General features: G+C 63.5%; 14 protein-coding genes. 8 read left to right on the top strand and 6 right to left on the bottom strand.

All coding sequences use genetic code 11. From position 1 onward, the window contains the following. The first annotated feature begins 54 nt into the window (after nucleotides 1-54). Complete coding sequence (locus ACVOL0_RS06440) at nucleotides 55-1,302, top strand: alkaline phosphatase family protein (protein WP_481548402.1); 1,248 nt, start codon at nucleotides 55-57, stop codon at nucleotides 1,300-1,302. Between the two features lie 124 nt (nucleotides 1,303-1,426). Here the strand turns inward: ACVOL0_RS06440 and ACVOL0_RS06445 are convergent, their stop codons facing one another. Together ACVOL0_RS06445 and ACVOL0_RS06450 are read right to left on the bottom strand one after the other, a co-directional pair. Then, a complete protein-coding gene (locus tag ACVOL0_RS06445; RefSeq protein WP_481511164.1) occupies nucleotides 1,427-1,606 on the bottom strand; it encodes a 30S ribosomal protein THX in 180 nt (59 codons plus the stop codon). Nucleotides 1,607-1,711: 105 nt separating this feature from the next. Further along, nucleotides 1,712-2,128, bottom strand: a complete 417-nt coding sequence (locus ACVOL0_RS06450; RefSeq protein ID WP_481548403.1) for a MerC domain-containing protein — start codon at nucleotides 2,126-2,128, stop codon at nucleotides 1,712-1,714. A gap of 138 nt (nucleotides 2,129-2,266) precedes the next feature. Here ACVOL0_RS06450 and ACVOL0_RS06455 point away from each other — a divergent pair, with 138 nt between their 5' ends. Then, the gene (locus tag ACVOL0_RS06455; RefSeq protein ID WP_481548404.1) at nucleotides 2,267-4,462 is read left to right on the top strand and encodes a TonB-dependent receptor; all 2,196 of its coding nucleotides are present in this window, start codon (nucleotides 2,267-2,269) and stop codon (nucleotides 4,460-4,462) included. Here the strand turns inward: ACVOL0_RS06455 and ACVOL0_RS06460 are convergent. Further along, entirely contained in the window at nucleotides 4,459-4,704 is a 246-nt protein-coding gene (locus ACVOL0_RS06460) for a hypothetical protein (protein ID WP_481548405.1), read from the bottom strand. The two genes, ACVOL0_RS06455 and ACVOL0_RS06460, sit on opposite strands and share 4 nt — an antisense overlap. Nucleotides 4,705-4,750: 46 nt before the next feature. Here ACVOL0_RS06460 and ACVOL0_RS06465 point away from each other — a divergent pair, with 46 nt between their 5' ends. The 6 genes from ACVOL0_RS06465 to ACVOL0_RS06490 all read left to right on the top strand — a co-directional run bounded on the left by ACVOL0_RS06465 (nucleotide 4,751) and on the right by ACVOL0_RS06490 (nucleotide 12,134). Further along, nucleotides 4,751-5,494 carry a MarR family winged helix-turn-helix transcriptional regulator gene (locus ACVOL0_RS06465; RefSeq protein ID WP_481548406.1) on the top strand — a complete coding sequence of 248 codons (744 nt, stop codon included), beginning with the start codon at nucleotides 4,751-4,753 and terminating at the stop codon, nucleotides 5,492-5,494. Continuing rightward, a complete protein-coding gene (locus tag ACVOL0_RS06470; protein ID WP_481548407.1) occupies nucleotides 5,491-6,702 on the top strand; it encodes an MFS transporter in 1,212 nt (403 codons plus the stop codon). The genes ACVOL0_RS06465 and ACVOL0_RS06470 overlap by 4 nt, the downstream gene beginning before the upstream one ends. A gap of 76 nt (nucleotides 6,703-6,778) precedes the next feature. After that, the gene (locus tag ACVOL0_RS06475) at nucleotides 6,779-7,348 is read left to right on the top strand and encodes a TetR/AcrR family transcriptional regulator (RefSeq protein WP_481533599.1); all 570 of its coding nucleotides are present in this window, start codon (nucleotides 6,779-6,781) and stop codon (nucleotides 7,346-7,348) included. Next, complete coding sequence (locus tag ACVOL0_RS06480) at nucleotides 7,345-9,009, top strand: MFS transporter (protein WP_481548408.1); 1,665 nt, start codon at nucleotides 7,345-7,347, stop codon at nucleotides 9,007-9,009. Before ACVOL0_RS06475 ends, ACVOL0_RS06480 begins: the two co-directional genes overlap by 4 nt. Continuing rightward, nucleotides 9,006-10,112, top strand: a complete 1,107-nt coding sequence (locus ACVOL0_RS06485) for an HlyD family secretion protein (protein WP_481548409.1) — start codon at nucleotides 9,006-9,008, stop codon at nucleotides 10,110-10,112. The genes ACVOL0_RS06480 and ACVOL0_RS06485 overlap by 4 nt, the downstream gene beginning before the upstream one ends. Before the next feature lie 321 nt (nucleotides 10,113-10,433). Next, nucleotides 10,434-12,134 (top strand): amidohydrolase, encoded by a 1,701-nt coding sequence (locus ACVOL0_RS06490; RefSeq protein WP_481548410.1) that lies wholly within the window; start codon nucleotides 10,434-10,436, stop codon nucleotides 12,132-12,134. A 283-nt stretch (nucleotides 12,135-12,417) separates the two neighbouring features. On the opposite strand, the gene ACVOL0_RS06495 is transcribed toward ACVOL0_RS06490, so the two are convergent. The 3 genes from ACVOL0_RS06495 to ACVOL0_RS06505 form a co-directional block, all read right to left on the bottom strand. Beyond that, nucleotides 12,418-12,903, bottom strand: coding sequence for a Fur family transcriptional regulator (locus ACVOL0_RS06495; protein WP_282266682.1), 486 nt, complete (start codon nucleotides 12,901-12,903; stop codon nucleotides 12,418-12,420). Nucleotides 12,904-12,916: 13 nt separating this feature from the next. Beyond that, nucleotides 12,917-14,317 (bottom strand): glutamate--tRNA ligase, encoded by a 1,401-nt coding sequence (gene gltX, locus ACVOL0_RS06500; RefSeq protein WP_481548411.1) that lies wholly within the window; start codon nucleotides 14,315-14,317, stop codon nucleotides 12,917-12,919. A gap of 740 nt (nucleotides 14,318-15,057) precedes the next feature. Continuing rightward, nucleotides 15,058-16,650, bottom strand: a complete 1,593-nt coding sequence (locus ACVOL0_RS06505; protein ID WP_481548412.1) for a M20/M25/M40 family metallo-hydrolase — start codon at nucleotides 16,648-16,650, stop codon at nucleotides 15,058-15,060. Nucleotides 16,651-17,079 lie beyond the last annotated feature (429 nt).

Here is a 17,079-nt window from a genome sequence, read left to right on the forward strand (position 1 = left end):
CAACACGGCCAAGGTTGTATTTGTACGGTCACCGGCCCGGCCTATCATTGCGGCATGACTTTTCTACGCATTTCGGCCACTGCCCTGGCCTGCGCACTGCTTGCCGCCTGCGCCACCACTCCCTCGTCTGTTGCCAGCAAGGACGTCCCGCCCACCCTGCTGATGATTTCCATCGACGGCCTGCGCGCGGACAAGCTAAGCCAGGCAGACACTCCCAACCTGATGCGACTTGCCCGCGAGGGCGTGCGCAGCATTGGCATGCGTCCGTCCTACCCGGCACTCACCTTCCCCAACCACTACACCCTGGTCACCGGCCTGCGTCCTGACCATCACGGGCTGGTGCACAACGCGATGAGTGCCGATGCGCTGGGCGACTTCAAGGTCAGCGACCGCGCCGCCGTACAGAACGCGGCCTGGTGGGATGGCGGCGAGCCGATCTGGGTCAGCGTGCGCAAGGCGGGGTTCAAGAGTACCACCTGGTCCTGGCCGGGCAGCGAAGCGCCGGTGCGCGGACTGCGAGCCAACCAATGGCGCATGTACGACGAAAGTGTGCCACTGCCCGAGCGCATGAATCAGGTCCTGGCCTGGCTGCACGGCGCGCCGGACGCGATCAAGCCACGCTTTGTTGCCACCTATATGGAACCGGTGGACAAGGCCGGGCATGAGCACGGCCCGGATTCGCCGGAATACAAGGCAGCCTTGCAACAGGTGGATACCGCCATCGGCCAGCTGCTCGACGGCATGCGCCGCGACGGCATCCTCGACCAAACCAACGTGATTGTCGTTTCCGATCACGGCATGGCCACGGTCAAGTTCGGCAACACGGTTGCCATCGAAGACATGGTGTCGGCGGATATCGCCAAGGTGGTGTCGGTGGGCCAGTCGGTAGGCTTCGCACCGCTGCCGGGCAAGCAGACCGATGCGGAGAAAGCGCTGCTTGGCGAGCACCCGCATTACCAGTGCTGGAACAAGGCGCAACTGCCGGCGCGCTGGCATTACGGCAGCAATCCGCGTGTGCCGGCCATCGTCTGCCAGATGCAGGAAGGCTGGGATGCACTTCCCCGCGACAGCATCGCAAAGCGCGCACCGGGCGATCGCGGTTCGCATGGCTACGACCCGGCGCTGCCCTCGATGCAGGCAGTATTCGTCGCGCGCGGCCCGGCCTTCGCGCAGGGCAAGCAGCTGACCGCCTTTGACAACGTCGACGTCTATCCGCTGTTGACCCGCCTGGTCGGCATCCCCGCCCAGCCCAACGATGGCGACCCGCACGCACTGGACCAGGCACTACGCCAATCGAAGTGAGCACGTCCGGGCAAGGGGTAGCCTGACCAAGCGCAGCGCAACCGGGACTTATCGCAGGCACAAATCGCAGGCACAAAAAAAGCGGCGCAATGCGCCGCTTTTCTGTAACCACTGCCTGGCTGGATCAGCCGGCCTTGGCGACGGTCTTCTTGGCGACAGCCTTCTTGGCGGCAGCCTTGGCGACGGTCTTCTTGGCGACCGGCGCAGCTGCACCCACGGCCACCTTGCTCACGTGCGAGCGCGAATTGCCATAGCTGGCGTTGTAGCGCTTGCCCTTGGCGGTCTTACGGTCACCCTTACCCATGTCGTCAACTCCTTGGTTTGTAATCAGTTACCCCGTGCATGCACGGGTTTGGCGAGGCCGCAACAAGCGCCCTCGCGCATGGACAGGAAGCCTAACATGCGCCCCTCAATGTGCGCAGCTGGCGTCGTGAATGTGCACGTGGTTCAAGCGCAGGTTGGCCACATGCGCCAGACCCACCAGCACGCCGCCCAGGGTCATCACCACGGCGTGAGGAATCTGCGAATGATGCAGGTCAGGATGCAGCAGCCCCGCCCACAACAACAACAGGCCCGGCACCAACAGCAGCAAGGCCATCAGCGCGCGATGGCGCAGATACCCCCAGATAAGACTGAACAAACCCAGCACGGTAACGAAGATCACGATGCTGGCTTCCACCCCATCACTGAGCCAGAACGACAGCCCCAGTGCCGGCGCCACCGCCAGCAAGGCCGGCAACAACGCGCAATGCACCGCACAGATCAGGGATCCGGTCGCACCAAAGCGATCGAGGAACTTGCGTAGTCCAGTAGGTGGGGTGGGCATGACTTCCAGCAGGGGCGACGGAACGTTATGGAATAATATAACATTATTGTCCTCCCCGCCCTAGCCGCCTGCGTCAGCCCGCTGCCGCCTCCGGTTCAGACTGCCACCCCAGTGATACAAAGTAACAAAGGAATCCTCATGCCCTTCCCCCGTCGCACCCAGCATCACCTGCTGTTCCTCGCCCTTGCTGCCGCCCTGCCCGCTGTCGCCAGTGCTGCCGATGACGACGCCGGGCAGAGCCATCATCTGACCGAACTGGCCGCGGTAAAGGTCACTGCCTCGCCGTTGCAGGGTTCGGCCGAGTCTTTGGCCCGTCCGGTCGAGGTGCTGGCCGGTACCGATCTGGATGAACACAAGGCCGGCACACTCGGCGATACCGTCGCCAAACTGCCTGGCGTGCAGAGCACCTTCTTCGGTCCCGGCGTGGGCCGCCCGATCATCCGTGGCCAGGAAGGCCCGCGCGTGGCCGTGGTGGCCAATGGCATCGGCAACATGGATGCCTCCACGGTCAGCGCCGACCACGCATCGAGCATCGAGCCGTTCCTGGCCGACCAGATCGAAGTGCTGAAAGGCCCAGCCACCCTGCTGTTCGGCAGCGGCGCGATCGGTGGCGCAGTGAACGTGGTCGACGGCCGCATCGCCAGCGACGTACCCGACCGCCCGCTCAGCGGCCGCGCCGAGCTGCGTGGAAACTCCGTCAACCAGGAACGCAGCGGCATGTTCCGTCTGGACGGCGTCAGCGGCGGCAATGTTGTGCTGCATGTCGATGGCCTGGTACGCAACGGCGATGACTATCGCATTCCCGGCTATGCAATCGACCCGCATGCGCTCGATGCCGACGGCCACGATGACCATGCTGATCTGGAAGGTGAACTCGGCCCGCGTGGCCGCCTCGAGAACAGCTCCACCCGCACCCGCGCCGGTGGCGTGGGCGCCACCTGGCTGGGTGACAAGGCCTTCCTCGGTGCTTCGCTGAGTACCTATCGCAGCAACTACGGCATTCCCAATGGCGCCCACGTCCATGCTGATGATGATCACGGTCACGACCATGACGACCATGACCATGCAGAAGAAGAAGGCGGCGAGCACGACGTGCGCATCGACATGGTGCAGAACCGGTTTGAACTGAAGGGGGGCCTGTACAACCCGACCTCCTTCCTGAAGAGCCTGACCCTGCACGGCGGCTACACCGATTACGAGCACACCGAGCTCGAAGCCGGCACGCCTTCCACCCGCTTCACCAACAAGGGCTTCGAGGGCCGACTGGAAGCCGTGCAGCAACCGCTGGCCGGCTGGGACGGTGCCTTCGGCCTGCAGTTTGGCAGCAGCGACTTCGGCGCCATCGGCGAAGAAGCCTTCGTCCCCGGCACCACCACCGACACCATCGGTGCGTTCGTGCTGCAGGAAAAGCAATTTGGCCCGTTCAAACTGGAGCTTGGCGCCCGCCATGACCAGGTCAAGCTCGACCCGAACGACGCCCAGCGCAGCCGCAACTTTGGTGCCACCAACCTCTCGGCCTCCGGCATCTGGGCCCTGAACGACACCTTCGACCTGCGCTTTGGCGTGGATGCCTCCGAACGTGCGCCGACCAACGAAGAGCTGTACGCCGCCGGTGCCCACATCGCCACTCGCTCGCTGGAAATCGGCAACGCCAACATGGACACCGAGCGTGGCCGGCGCATGGAGCTGGGCCTGCATGCGCACAACGAGCGTATCGACGTGCAGGCTGCGATCTACCAGACCAAGTTCAAGGACTTCATCTACCTGGCAGACACCGGCGTGGTCGAAGGCGGTCTGCCGGTGCGCACCTGGACGCAGAACGACGCCACCTTCAAGGGCGCCGAGGCTGAAGCTACCTGGCACATGCTTGAAAACGTAGCGGGCGACTGGGACCTGCGCGTTTTTGGTGATTACGTGAAAGCGGAACTGGACGGTAGCGGCACCCGCAATGTGGCCATCACCGTGCCGCACGGCGATCACGCGCACAACTACAACGTCGAGCTGGCCAATGGCGGCTACCTGCCGCGCATTGCACCGGCCCGTGTTGGCGCGGACCTGCATTGGTCGCTGGGCGGCTGGCGCGCCTCGCTGGGCGCTGTGCGTTACGGCAGCCAGAAGGACGTGGCTGTGAACGAAGAACCCAGCGCCGGTTACACGCTGGTGGATGCACACCTTGCGTATCGCTGGGACCGCAATGGCAGCAACAGCTACGAAGTGTTCTTTGATGGCAGCAACCTGACCAATCGTGAGGCACGCCCGCATACCTCGCTGTTGCGGGATTACTCACCGCTGCCTGGGCGTGGCGTGGCGTTTGGTATCAGGGCCTGGTTCTAAGCATTCGATCTCGGCAGTGAGGTTGGCTGTTGCTTTGAGCTGTTGCTTTGAGCTGTTGCTTTGAGCTGTTGCTTTGAGCTGTTGCTTTGAGCTGTTGCTTTGAGCTGTTGCTTTGAGCTGTTGCTTTGAGCTTTTGCTTTGAGCTTTTGCTTTGAGCCGTTGCTTTGAGCCGTTGCTTTGGCTCCTGCTTTCCCCTCTCCCGCCTGCGGGAGAGGGGCAGGGGTGAGGGCAAGCCTTTGCATTTGCTCTTGTCCTCGCTTCTGCCGCCCTCTCACAACCCGAGCACAGATGAAAACCACCGCAAGGTGGTTTTTCTTTGCGCTGAGCGATTTGTGCGGGTACCACTTCAAAAATCGCCGAAGCCAGATCAAGAGCCCCCCATCCACCCTGCGGGCACCTTCCCCCGCAAGCGGGAGAAGGGAAGACAAAAGCAAAGCTGAAGTCGAAACCGAAGCCAAAGCAAGACCAAAACCCAAGCCAACACCGGAGCCGGAGCCAAACCGGAAAACCAAATCACAGCAAGAGCAGCACCACACAACCCAATCCTCGCAATTACGTGCATATACACATAAACTCCACCGCATCGCCCTGCCCCACAAGCCGATGGACACCTCCAGCCCCTGCACCTGCTTCCAGCTGCGCCGCGCCACGCGCCGCGTTTCCCAGCTCTATGACCGCCATCTGGCCGCCGCTGATCTAAGCCTCAACGCCTATTCCATCCTGCGCCGCTCCAGTCAGCCGCGGCCACTGGGCGAGCTCGCCGATGCGCTGGGCATGGACCGCACCACCCTCACCCGCAACCTCAAGCCGTTGCTCGAAGCGGGCCTGCTCAGTTCCGCCCCCGGCGCGGACTCCCGCCAGCGCCGGCTGCACATCACCGCCGCCGGCAAGCGCCGCCTGCAGAAGGCCTTTCCTCTCTGGCAGCAAGCCCAGCAGGAGGTCGAAATACTGTTCGGCGGCAAGCGCATCGAAGATCTCAACCACCAGCTGGAAGCACTCACCCAGGCACTGGAACAGGAGCAAGCAGCATGAACACGCAGCCCCCCACGCGCACTCCCTGGCTGCTGTTGCTCGCTGCCTCCAGCATCCTGATGGTGACCATGGGCGTGCGCCAGACCAGCGGTCTGTTGATCGACCCCATCCATGTTTCGACCGGGCTCGGCATCGCCCAGATCAGCTTCTCGCTGGCGATCGGACAATTCGTATGGGGTGCGGTACAGCCATTCTTCGGTGCCATGGCCGACCAGCGTGGACCGCTTCCGGTACTGGTCGGCGGCGGCGTGCTGCTGGCTATCGGCCTCCTCGCGGCAACCCTGCTGCCCGGCGCCTGGGGGCTGAACCTCAGCTTTGGCCTGCTGCTGGCAGCCGGTGCCGGTGCCGGCAGTTTCTCGGTGCTGATCGGTGCAACCGCCTGGCGCATCCCCGCGCAGAAGCGCTCCATGGCCGCCGGCATCATCAATGCCGGCGGCTCACTCGGCCAATTCCTGTTCGCACCACTGGTGCAGCTGCTGCTCAGTGCTTTCGGCTGGATCAAGGCCTTGTATGCGTTGGCCTTCATCGTGCTGCTGTCATTGCCATTGGCCTGGCCGCTGCGCAAGCGCGCGCCACGCAACGAAGCCAGTGACGACGGCGAAGCCCTGCGCCCACAACTGCAGCGCGCCCTGCGTGACCGCAGCTACTGGTGCCTGCACCTGGGCTTCTTCACCTGCGGCGTGCATATCGCCTTCCTGGTCACCCACCTGCCTGGCGAAATCGCCCTATGCGGCTTGTCGCCAAACGTGGCCTCGGTGTCGATTGCCCTGATCGGCCTGTTCAATGTTGCCGGCAGCCTGATCATCGGTGCGCTTGGCGAACGCTTCCGCATGAAGTGGCTGTTGTTCTGGATGTACCTCAGCCGTGCGGTGCTGATCGCGGTCTATCTGGCTTCGCCGCCGACGCCGATGACCTTCTATGTATTCGCCGCCGCCCTGGGCTTCACCTGGCTGGCGACGGTACCGCCCACCGCGGGACTGGTCGGCAAGCTGTTCGGTCCGCGCCACATGGGCACCTTGTTTGGCCTGACCCTGTTCTCGCACCAGATCGGCGCATTCTTCGGTGCCTGGCTGGGTGGCGTGGCACTGGAATACGGCGGCGACTACAGCTGGATGTGGTACGCGGACATGGCATTGGCCGCTGCAGCAGCGCTGATCAACCTGCCGATCCGCGAAGCACCACTGCGCCGCCAGCTCGCCACGAGCTGAACGGAACCGGGCCGCCGCAACGGCCCGTTCCATGTCGCCCATTGAAACCGGACACTTTTGTCCGGATCATATGGGCATGACTTCCATTCGCTCCGATGCCGCCGTGCGTCGTGCCTTGCTGTTGGATGCGGCCGACGCCGTGTTCGGCGAGCACGGCATCACCGCACCGCTTGATCTGGTGGTGGCTCGCGCCGGTGTGGGTCGGGCAACGCTGTACCGCAACTTCCCCGACCGCACCGCGCTGATCGAAGCCCTGCTGCAGCGGACCGTGGAAAAGATCGAAGCGCACCTGCAAGAGCTGGGTGAGCGCGACGATGCCCTGTTCGAGCTGATCATCGGCATGGCCAGGCGCATCGTGCACTCCCCTGCGTTGGCCGATTACTGGCGCGCAGTAGACCCGGACGAGCCCACGATCAAGGCCGCACGCGAGCGCATTCTCGGCCTGTCCGAACCGGCCCTGCTGCGTGCCAAGGCTGCCGGGCTGTGCCGGCTTGACCTGCAGCTGTCGGATATCTCGTTGATCTCCGGCATGCTCGGTGCCGCCCTGCGCGGGCGCACCGTCGAAGATCGCGCCACCCTCGCACGACGTGCGATTGAATTGCTGCGTCCCGGCCTGTCCGTGCAGGCTGCAACGGAACGTACATGAAACCCCTCAAGCCGATTCCGGACTGGGAAGAGCACGAAAAGCCGAGCCTGCCCGGCTCAGCCTCGATGCCCTGGCATCCGCCGCACCGGCGTGCGGCCTACGCCGCCGTGGCGGTACTGGTGGCGATCACCGGTGGGCTGGGCAATGCCCTGATCAGCGCCAACCTGCCGTTGATCACCGGTCAGATGGGCCTGCAGGCCAGTGAGGCCAACTGGCTGGTGGCCGCCTACCTGATGGTCAACGTCAGCGCCAACCTGCTGGTGTTCAAATTCCGCCAGGAATACGGCATCCGCCTGTTCGCCGAGATCGGCCTTGGCACTTACGCCGCGCTGGCCGTGCTGCACCTGTTCGTCGGCAACAACACGACGACATTGCTGGTACGCGCCGGCAGTGGCTTTGCCGGTGCCGCCTGCACCACGCTGGGAACGCTGTACATGCTGCAGGCCTTGCCGCGCAAATACGTCGGCAACCTGCTGGTGATCGGCGTTGGCCTGTCGCAGCTGGCCGTGCCATTGGCGTGGCTGCTGTCACCCAGCCTGCTCGACCATGGCGAATGGCAGAACCTGTATCTGTTCGAGGCCGGGCTGGCACTGTGTTCGTTTGCCGCGGTGGTGGTGCTGAAGCTGCCGCCCGGCATCCAGATCAAGGTTTTCGAACGCACCGACTTCCTCACCTTCGCCCTGCTCGCCCCCGGCCTGGCGCTGCTGGTGGTGGTATTGAGCCAGGGCTATCTGCATTGGTGGTTCGATTCACCGTGGCTGGGCTGGGCATTGGCTGCGGCGGTGGTGCTGATCACTACCGGCCTGTGCATCGAGCACCAGCGTCGCAACCCGCTGCTGCAGGTGCGCTGGCTGATGGGGCCGGTGATGCTGCGCTTCATCGTCGGCGCATTCCTGATCCGCTTCCTCACCAACGAGCAGTCCTACGGGATGATCTCGATGATGCGTGCATTGGGCATGGGCCCAGACCAGATGGCGCCCTTGTTCGGAGTCATTCTGATCGGCGTACTGGTCGGCATTGCAGCCGGTGCGTTGACCTTCGGGCCGAAGGCGCTGATTCCGCAGTTGTTGGTGTCGATCATCCTGCTCGGCAGTGCCGCCTTCCTCGACCAGCACCGCACCAGCATGGACCGACCGATGGATTTCGCCCTCAGCCAGTTTTTGGCTGCGGTGGGCAGCGGCATGTTCATGGGCCCTTTGATGCTGATCGGCATACGCCAGGCGATGGCGCGCGGGCTGGACCATATCGTGTCCTTCATCGTGATCCTGTCGTTGACGCAGAGCTTCGGCAGCCTCGCCGGCTCGGCCTTCCTGAGCAGTTTCCAGTTGCACCGCGAGCACATCTATTCCAGCGCGCTGGTCAGCCAGCTCAATCCCGCCGATCCACAGGTAGCGCGCCGCCTGCAACTGCAGCAGCAAGCCTACGCCCGCGTCATCACCGACCCGGTACAACTCAAGGCACAGGCCAGTGCCGCCTTGGCAGCAGCGGCCAAACGCGAAGCCAATGTACGCGCCTTCAACGATGTATTCGCCTTCAGTGGCTGGGTCGCAATCTGCTTCCTGAGCTGGCTGCTGCTGGAAGTGACGCTGCGCAATCCCCGCGTGAAACAGGTGATCCGGCGTGACCGCGCCGTGGCCCAGGACAACCGAGCGGAATCATGAGCAACAAGACCGAAAAGAACACTCCACCCCCGGCGCCGACGCCGGTATCCAAGTACAACCGTCCAAGTCGTCGTGCGGTGGTACTGATGATCATCGTCGCCCTGATCGGACTGACCTTGATCCTGCGCGCCTGGCAGTTGTGGCCGTTCAACAGCACGCTCATGCACACCGACGATGCCTATGTGCGCGGTCAGGTGACCGTGCTGGCACCACAGGTCAACGGCTATGTCACCGAGGTGCTGGTCAGCGACTTCGACCATGTCAAACAGGGCCAACCGCTGCTGCGCATCGATGAGCGCATCTACCGGCAGAAGGTGGATCAAGCGCAGGCCTCTCTCGAAGATGCACGCGCACAGCTGGCCAACTCCGACCAGAGCCAGGCGCAGAACCGTGCGCAGATCAGCTCGGCACGCGCCAACCATTCGGCGCAGCAGGCCGAGCAGCAACGCAGCCGCACCGAGTTGCAGCGCTATGAGGCTTTGGCCGCACAGCAACTGGTTTCCAACAGCGACCGCGACAAGCTGCGCGCCTCCGCGCAGGCAGCGACTGCCGGCGTGGCGCAATCACAGGCGGCCATCCATATCGCCGAAGAAACCCTCACCTCCACCGAAGTGGCACGCAAGGGCTTGGAGGCAAAGGTCGCCATGGCTGAAGCCGCCCTGGAACTGGCAAAAATCGACCTCGACAACACCGTCATCAAGGCCCCGCGGGATGGCCAGGTATCGGAAGCGACCGTTCGGCTCGGGCAGTACGTTACCGCGGGCAGCCAGCTGCTGTTCCTGGTCCCGGACACGCTGTGGGTGGTAGCCAACTACAAGGAAGGCCAGACCTGGAACATGGCAATCGGCCAACCGGCGACCTTCAGCGTGGATGCCTTCCAGGGCAAGAAGCTGCGCGGGCGCATCGAGCAGATCGCCCCGGCTACCGGCTCGGAGTTCTCGGTGCTCAAGCCCGACAATGCCAGCGGCAACTTCACCAAGGTGGTGCAGCGCCTGCCGATCCGGATTGCCATCGACCCCGACCAGCCACTGGCCGCACGCCTGCGCCCCGGCATGTCGGTGGTGGTGGAAGTGGACACAGCCGCAGCGCCCGCCCAACGGTAGTGCCGAGCCATGCTCGGCAAGGGCGTTACCGACCATCTTGTGGGAGCGGCATAAGCCGCGAAGCTGACGCTACGCGAAAGGCCCAAAGCCAACCCCTCCCCAGCCCTCCCCTGCTGCGCAAGGGAGGGAGCAACGGCGGTAGTGCCGGGCCATGCTCGGCAGCGGCGTTACCGACCATCTTGTGGAAGCGGCGTAAGCCGCGAAGCTGACAGTACGCGAATGGCCCATAAGCCACCCCTCCCCTGCTGCGCAAGGGAGAAAGCAAAGCCTTCACCCGATTGCGTTAGGCTGTACCCCTGCCCACAGCCGGGAGAACCCTCGGTGAAACTGATTCTGGCGCTCTCCGTCCTGGCCGCACTCACGGCCACCTCTGCCAACGCAGCAGACACACTGTATTCCGGCGGCCCCATCGTCACCGTGGATGACCGCCACCCCGATGCAGAAGCCATCGTCGTGCGCGACGGCCGCATCGCCTTTGTCGGCACTCGCAAGGCAGCGCTCCATTTCAGTCCGCAGGCGCGGCAAATCGACTTGCAGGGTCATACGCTGACGCCAGGCTTCATCGATGCCCATGGCCATGTCTCCGGTGTCGGCCTGCAGGCGCTATCAGCCAACCTGCTGCCCGCGCCCGATGGCGAAGGCAACTCGATACCCGCACTGCAGAAGATCATGCGCGAATTCCGCGCGCACCCAACCACGCCCGAAGGCTACAAGGTGCTGATCGGCTTCGGCTACGACGATTCGCAGCTGGTCGAGCAGCGGCATCCGACCCGGCAGGATCTGGACGCGATCGCCACCGACATCCCGGTCATCCTGATGCACCAGTCCGGTCATCTCGGCGCCTACAACAGCAAGGCGCTGGAAATGGCAGGGATCACCGCCGACACGCCCAATCCACCAGGTGGCGTGATCCGCCGCGAACCCGGCAGCAATGTGCCTGACGGCGTGCTTGAGGAAAGCGCGCACAACATCGCCCTGGCCAAGCTGATGCCGGCGATGACTCTCGAACAATCCTTGGCCATGCTTGAAGCCGGCCAGGCGTTGTACATGAAATACGGCTACACCACCGCCCAGGACGGCAAGACCGACGCCGGCACCCTGCAGCTGCTGCCGATGGCGGCCAAGGCCGGCAAGCTCAAGATCGACGTGGTCTCCTATCCGGATATCGAAGTGGCGCTGCAGAACCCGGCCATGCAGGGGCCCTACTATGGCCTGAACTACACCGACCACTTCCGCATCGGCGGGGTGAAGATCAGCCTGGATGGCTCACCGCAGGGCAAGACCGCTTGGCTGACCAAGCCCTACTACAAGGTGCCTGAGGGCGAGAAGCCGGACTATGCCGGTTATCCCGCCTTCCCCACCGCCAAGGTCGATGACCTCATCACCCAGGCTTGGGGCCATGGCTGGCAGGTGCTGGCGCATGCCAATGGCGATGCCGCCATTGATCAGCTGATCCATGCCGTGTCCGCCGCTGAAGCCAAATACCCGGACAAGCATCTCGTCCCTGTACTGATCCACGGCCAGACCCTGCGCAAGGACCAGGTTGGCGAACTGCGCCGCCTGGGCATTTTCCCCTCGCTGTTCCCGATGCATACCTATTACTGGGGTGATTGGCACCGCGATTCAGTGCTGGGCCCGGAGCGCGCCGAGAACATCTCGCCCACGCAATGGGTACTGGATGCGGGCATGGTGTTCACCTCGCACCACGATGCACCGGTGGTGTTCCCCGATTCGATGCGGGTGCTGGATGCGACGGTCAACCGCGTGACCCGCAGTGGTCGCGTACTGGGACCGGATCAACGGGTATCGCCATTGATCGCACTGAAGTCGATCACCCTGTGGGCCGCGCGTCAGTATGGTGAGGAAAGCAGCAAGGGCTCGCTCGAAGTCGGCAAGCGTGCGGACCTGGCGCTGCTCTCGGACAACCCGCTGAGCATCGAACGCAGCCAGCTGCACACCATCAAGGTGCTGCAGACCATCAAGGATGGCGAGGTGGTTTACGAGACGAAGCCGAAGCCGTAGGAGCGATATGTGGTTGTTGTGGGAGCGGCGTAAGCCGCGAAGCCACTGCAAACCCCGAAGCCGATAGCGCATTGACCACACCCAAGTAGCCGGGGCGGTCGAAGCCTATCGGCTTCGCGGCTTACGCCGCTCCTACAAAAATCATTTCCGCGGGGCGCTTCACCCTCTCCCCAACCCCTGCTCCGCACCCCGGCCCTTGCGCTGGCGCAAGGGCGTTCGATGGGCAGCGAACCAATGGTTCGCAAGCTGCCCCTCTCACCCCGCAGGGAGAGGGGCTAGAGCCTCAGCCTGCGCAATTCGCGCACAGGCCGTGTACTTCCAGCGTCTGCGCCTGCGGCTTGAAGCCCAGCTCCTTGGCGCGGGCTTCCAGCTGGCGAACGATGTCGCGGTCTTCCAGCTCCACTGCGCTATGGCAGCGGTCGCAGATCAGGAACGGTACCGAATGCTGGTTGCTGCTCGGGTGGTGACAGGCGACGAAGGAGTTGACCGACGACAGTTTGTGCACGAAACCGTTGGCCATCAGGAAGTCCAGCGCGCGGTAGACCGTGGGCGGGGCATCAGCGCCCACACCCTTGCCTTCACGCACCCATTCCAGCAGTTCGTAGGCCTTGACCGGTTTGCCGGCCTCGGCGATCAGCCGCAGCACATTGGCGCGGATTGGGGTCAGCCGCAATCCGCGCTCACGGCACACCCGTTCGACCACCGCGACAAAACCGGCCGCGTCTTCGACGTGGTGGTGCGGGGCGGTACAGGAGTGTGCGTCGGTCATGTCTACCTCGGGGTCAGGCCGTTGGGATCTTGATGAGTGCGGCGTCGATGCGTTTCAAGGCCTCGTCGCGCCCCGCCAGATACACGGTATGGGAAATGTCAGGACTCACCTGGGTGCCAGTGATGGCCACGCGCAGCGGCTGAGCGACCTTGCCCATGCCGATTTCCAGCTGCGCGGCCACCTCGTGCAGTGCCACGGACACGCCTTCGGCAGTCCATTCAGCTGCTGCCAGCAGCTCGCGGGCCTTGGCCAGCGGAACCTCGGCGCCAGCCTTGAAGTGCTTGGCCACCGCCGCGTCGTCGTATTCGCTCAGCGGGGTGTACCAGACCACGGCCTTCTCGGCCATTTCCTTCAGGGTCTGCACACGCTCGCGCAGGGCGATGACCACATCGACCGGGGCCGGGCCCTTGCTGATGTCCAGGCCCAGTTTTTCCAGCTGGTAGACCAGGTGCGGAACGATGGACTCCGGCGTCTCGGTCTTCAGGAAGTGCTGGTTGACCCAGCCCAGCTTGGCCATGTCCAGGCGTGCGGCCTTGGAGTTGCAGTTGGTGACATCGAACAGGTCGATCAGTTCCTGGCGGGTGAAGATCTCCTGGTCACCGTGCGACCAGCCCAGGCGGGCCAGGTAGCTCAACAGCGCCTCGGGCAGGTAGCCGGCGTCCTTGTACTGCATCACGTCGGCCGCGCCGGTACGCTTGGACAGCTTGGCACCCTGCTCGTCCAGGATCATCGGCATGTGGCCGAACTTCGGCACCGGCGCACCGATGGCCTCATACAGGTTGATCTGGCGCGGGGTGTTGTTGATGTGGTCATCACCGCGGATGACCTCATTGATCTTCATGTCCCAATCGTCGACCACCACCGCGAAGTTGTAGGTCGGGTAGCCATCCGGGCGGAAGATGACCATGTCATCCAGCTCGCTGTTGGCGATTTCGATATTGCCCTTGATCAGGTCATCGAACAGCACCGTGCCTTCAAGCGGGTTCTTGAAGCGGATGACGCGGTTCGGGTCGTCCTTGTACGGCAGGTTGAGCTCGCGGGCTGCGCCGTTGTAGCGCGGCTTTTCCTGCTTGGCCATGGCAGCCTCGCGCATGGCGTCCAGCTCTTCCTTGGTCTCGTAGGCGTAATAAGCCTTGCCGGAGGCGATCAGCTGCTCGGCCACTTCCTTGTAACGGGCGACGCGGTCGGTCTGGTAGATCGGGCCTTCGTCATAGCCCAGCCCCAGCCAATCCATCGCCTCGAGGATGGCATCGATGGCGGCCTGGGTAGAGCGCTCACGGTCGGTATCTTCAATGCGCAGCACGAACTCACCGCCACGGTGACGCGCCTCCAGCCAGCAATACAGCGCGGTGCGGGCGCCACCAATATGCAGGTAGCCGGTGGGACTGGGGGCAAAGCGGGTACGGACGGTCATGACGGGCGCAGAAGTGGGAATCGGGGCATTTTACCTTTTCCCCCCTGCCGGTGCTTCGAACCCGCTTCAGCCCTACGCGCACCGGCCAGAAAACGCAGCAAAGCCCGCATCCTTCAGCTGTAAGCCCCTCTCCCGTTCACGGGAGAGGATCGGGGTGAGGGCGGCTTCGGCTTCGGCTTCGGCTTTGGCTTCGGCTTCGGCCGTTGCCGTTGCTCCTGCCTTTGCCTTACCGGGCCCCTTCCGCAGCGACGGAGCTGGCAGACAAGACCCCGCACGGGGCGACGCACAGGGATGTGCGTCGTTTTTAGACGAGACACGGATGTCTCGGCGAAAAATACAGCCCCCGGAGTGGACCCCCCCCCCCCCCCGCCGGGGGGTCCCCCCGGTGTGGGGCGGTGTTTTCCGCCCCCCCGGCCGGTTGCGGGCAAAAAACCCTGCCAGCGGAGTGGACCCGCGCCGCGCAGCGGCGGGGGCGCGGAGGCAGGGTGTGTTTCTCTTGGTTACCTTCTCTTTGCACAAGCAAAGAGAAGTAACTCGCTCCCCGCAGGGGAGTGAAAGCTCTTGATCTTGATCTTGCTGTTGCTTACAGCAACAACCGAAGCCAAAGCCAAAGCTCCCCCCATCCGCCCTCCGGGCACCTTCCCCCGCGCGCGGGAGAAGGGAAGCATCGAGCTTGCTTGCTCTTTCCCAAAAGCAGAAGGGCCGCAATGCGGCCCTTCCTTCAAGCAAATCCGGCTAACTCACTTCTCCAACAACGGCTTGCGCGGGAAGCGCTCCTCGCGCATCGCAGCGTTATAGACGAACGATGCAACGATCGCCGCCGCCTGCTTCAGATCCTCCGCCTCGGCGTGGTCCCAGGTGTCCAGATGGCTGTGATGCACATTGCTGAAGTAATCCAGACGATCCTGCACGAACTGGAAGCCCGGCAGGCCCACCCGGTCATAACTGATGTGGTCCGTGCTGCCGGTGTTACGCGACACCACCGTGGTTGCACCCACATCGTTGAACGGCTTCAACCACGCCTCGAAGATCGGCATCGCCGCCATGTTTTCCTGCGCATAGATGCCACGGAACCGCCCCGAACCATTGTCCATGTTGAAGTAGACCTGGAACTTCTCGTAATCGCGCAGCTTCTGCAGCGGGCCCGTCGGCTCACGCAACGACGCCGGCAGCGCCTTCTGTGTCGCATCAGCCGGCTCCGGATAACGCGCAAAGTGCTGCGCTACATACGCCTGCGAACCAACCAGGCCCTGTTCCTCACCACTCCACAGACCCACGCGGATCGTACGCTTGGGCTTGGCCCCCACCGCCTTGAGGATGCGCATCGCCTCCATCATCACCGCCACGCCGGCAGCGTTGTCAGCCGCACCCGTGCCTGTGTGCCAGGAGTCCATGTGCGCACCCAGCATCACGATCTCGTCGGCCTTGCTGCTGCCGCGGATCTCGGCCAGCGTGTTATGGCCAGGCTGATTGGTGTCGTCGGTGAAGCGCGCATCCACGTTCACCCGCAGCTTCACCGTCTGCTTGTCCTTGAGCGCACGCACCAACGGATTGAAATGCTCGGCGATCATCGCCAGTTCCGGAATGCCCACCGACTCGCCAGCTTTGCGCGAACCACCGCCAGCCACACGGATGATGCCGTTGTCCCAGCCACTGATACTGATCGACGCCAGCGCACCTTCATCGATGAAGAACGCATTGACCGCGTTGGTCAGCTCCTGGCGCTCGTTGAATTCCTTCAACCGCTTTGCGCGATCCTCTTCCGCAGTCTTCGGGATGGTGAAGGCCTGCAGGCCTTCCAACGAAGTTGCATCGTGGCGGTGCGAATCGGACTCGGTGCCACGCTTGTATTCGCGCGCATCACCCAGCAGCAGGATCTTGCCGCGCAGCTTGCCCTTGTACTTCTCAAGGTCAGCCAGCTTCTTGATATCGACCTGGATCAGCTCCCCTTCCACCGCACCATTGGTGCCTGGCGTCCACGCCTTGGGCAAGGCATGCAGCGGCTGTACGCGCTGGCCCAGCATCTCGACGCTGGCCGAGGTGAATTCCCAACCGCGCCCGAAGTCCTCAAAGGCCTCGTCGTGCACATTGACCAGGCCCCACTCGTTGAACTTGCCACGGCTCCAGGCATTGGCCTGGGTCATGGCCGGCGAATTGCTCAGGCGCGGGCCGATGGTTTCGGTCAGATGGCTGAAGGTATCCATCACCTGCGAACGGTGGAACGCCTCCTGACGGATCTTGCTGACCATGTCCAGATCCACCTGCTCGGCCGCCTGCGCCGTAGCGCTCACCGCCAAGCCCATGCACAACGCCAACAATCCCCGCTTGATCATGCTTTCCCCGGCCCAAGGCCCAATGACGACAAACCACCGAGTCTAGCCAGTGAACAGCAGCTGCCGAGTCGGCCAATGGTCATGGTTTGGCAACAACGGGGCGATTCAGTCCGCGCGAGTCACCAGCACATACGCTAGCGCAGGCTGCCGCCGACTTTGCCGATCAAGGGCATTGGCTTTCGGAGCACATCCCGGCAGTTCTCAAGGGGTGCGCACCCCCGATCCGTATCAGCCCACAGTCGTTGCGCTTGTTGTCGCCGTCGCCGTTGCCGTTGCCGCTGTTGCTGTTGCTATTGCTTCCGCCATTGACTTACCGGGCCCCTTCCGAAGCGACGGAGCTGGCAGACAAGACCCCGAACGGGGCGGCGCACATGGATGTGCATCGTTTTTCGACGATACAAGGATGTATCGTCGAAAAATCCTGCCAGC

The organism is Stenotrophomonas sp. STEN021, assembly GCF_056760175.1.

Coding starts and splice junctions, on each gene's coding strand:
- ACVOL0_RS06475 (WP_481533599.1), top strand. CDS start 6,779: ATGACTTCCATTCGCTCCGATGCCGCCGTGCGTCGTGCCTTGCTGTTG.
- ACVOL0_RS06505 (WP_481548412.1), bottom strand. CDS start 16,650: ATGATCAAGCGGGGATTGTTGGCGTTGTGCATGGGCTTGGCGGTGAGC.
- ACVOL0_RS06485 (WP_481548409.1), top strand. CDS start 9,006: ATGAGCAACAAGACCGAAAAGAACACTCCACCCCCGGCGCCGACGCCG.
- ACVOL0_RS06450 (WP_481548403.1), bottom strand. CDS start 2,128: ATGCCCACCCCACCTACTGGACTACGCAAGTTCCTCGATCGCTTTGGT.
- ACVOL0_RS06480 (WP_481548408.1), top strand. CDS start 7,345: ATGAAACCCCTCAAGCCGATTCCGGACTGGGAAGAGCACGAAAAGCCG.
- ACVOL0_RS06440 (WP_481548402.1), top strand. CDS start 55: ATGACTTTTCTACGCATTTCGGCCACTGCCCTGGCCTGCGCACTGCTT.
- gltX (WP_481548411.1), bottom strand. CDS start 14,317: ATGACCGTCCGTACCCGCTTTGCCCCCAGTCCCACCGGCTACCTGCAT.
- ACVOL0_RS06460 (WP_481548405.1), bottom strand. CDS start 4,704: ATGCAAAGGCTTGCCCTCACCCCTGCCCCTCTCCCGCAGGCGGGAGAG.
- ACVOL0_RS06495 (WP_282266682.1), bottom strand. CDS start 12,903: ATGACCGACGCACACTCCTGTACCGCCCCGCACCACCACGTCGAAGAC.
- ACVOL0_RS06465 (WP_481548406.1), top strand. CDS start 4,751: ATGAAAACCACCGCAAGGTGGTTTTTCTTTGCGCTGAGCGATTTGTGC.
- ACVOL0_RS06445 (WP_481511164.1), bottom strand. CDS start 1,606: ATGGGTAAGGGTGACCGTAAGACCGCCAAGGGCAAGCGCTACAACGCC.
- ACVOL0_RS06470 (WP_481548407.1), top strand. CDS start 5,491: ATGAACACGCAGCCCCCCACGCGCACTCCCTGGCTGCTGTTGCTCGCT.
- ACVOL0_RS06455 (WP_481548404.1), top strand. CDS start 2,267: ATGCCCTTCCCCCGTCGCACCCAGCATCACCTGCTGTTCCTCGCCCTT.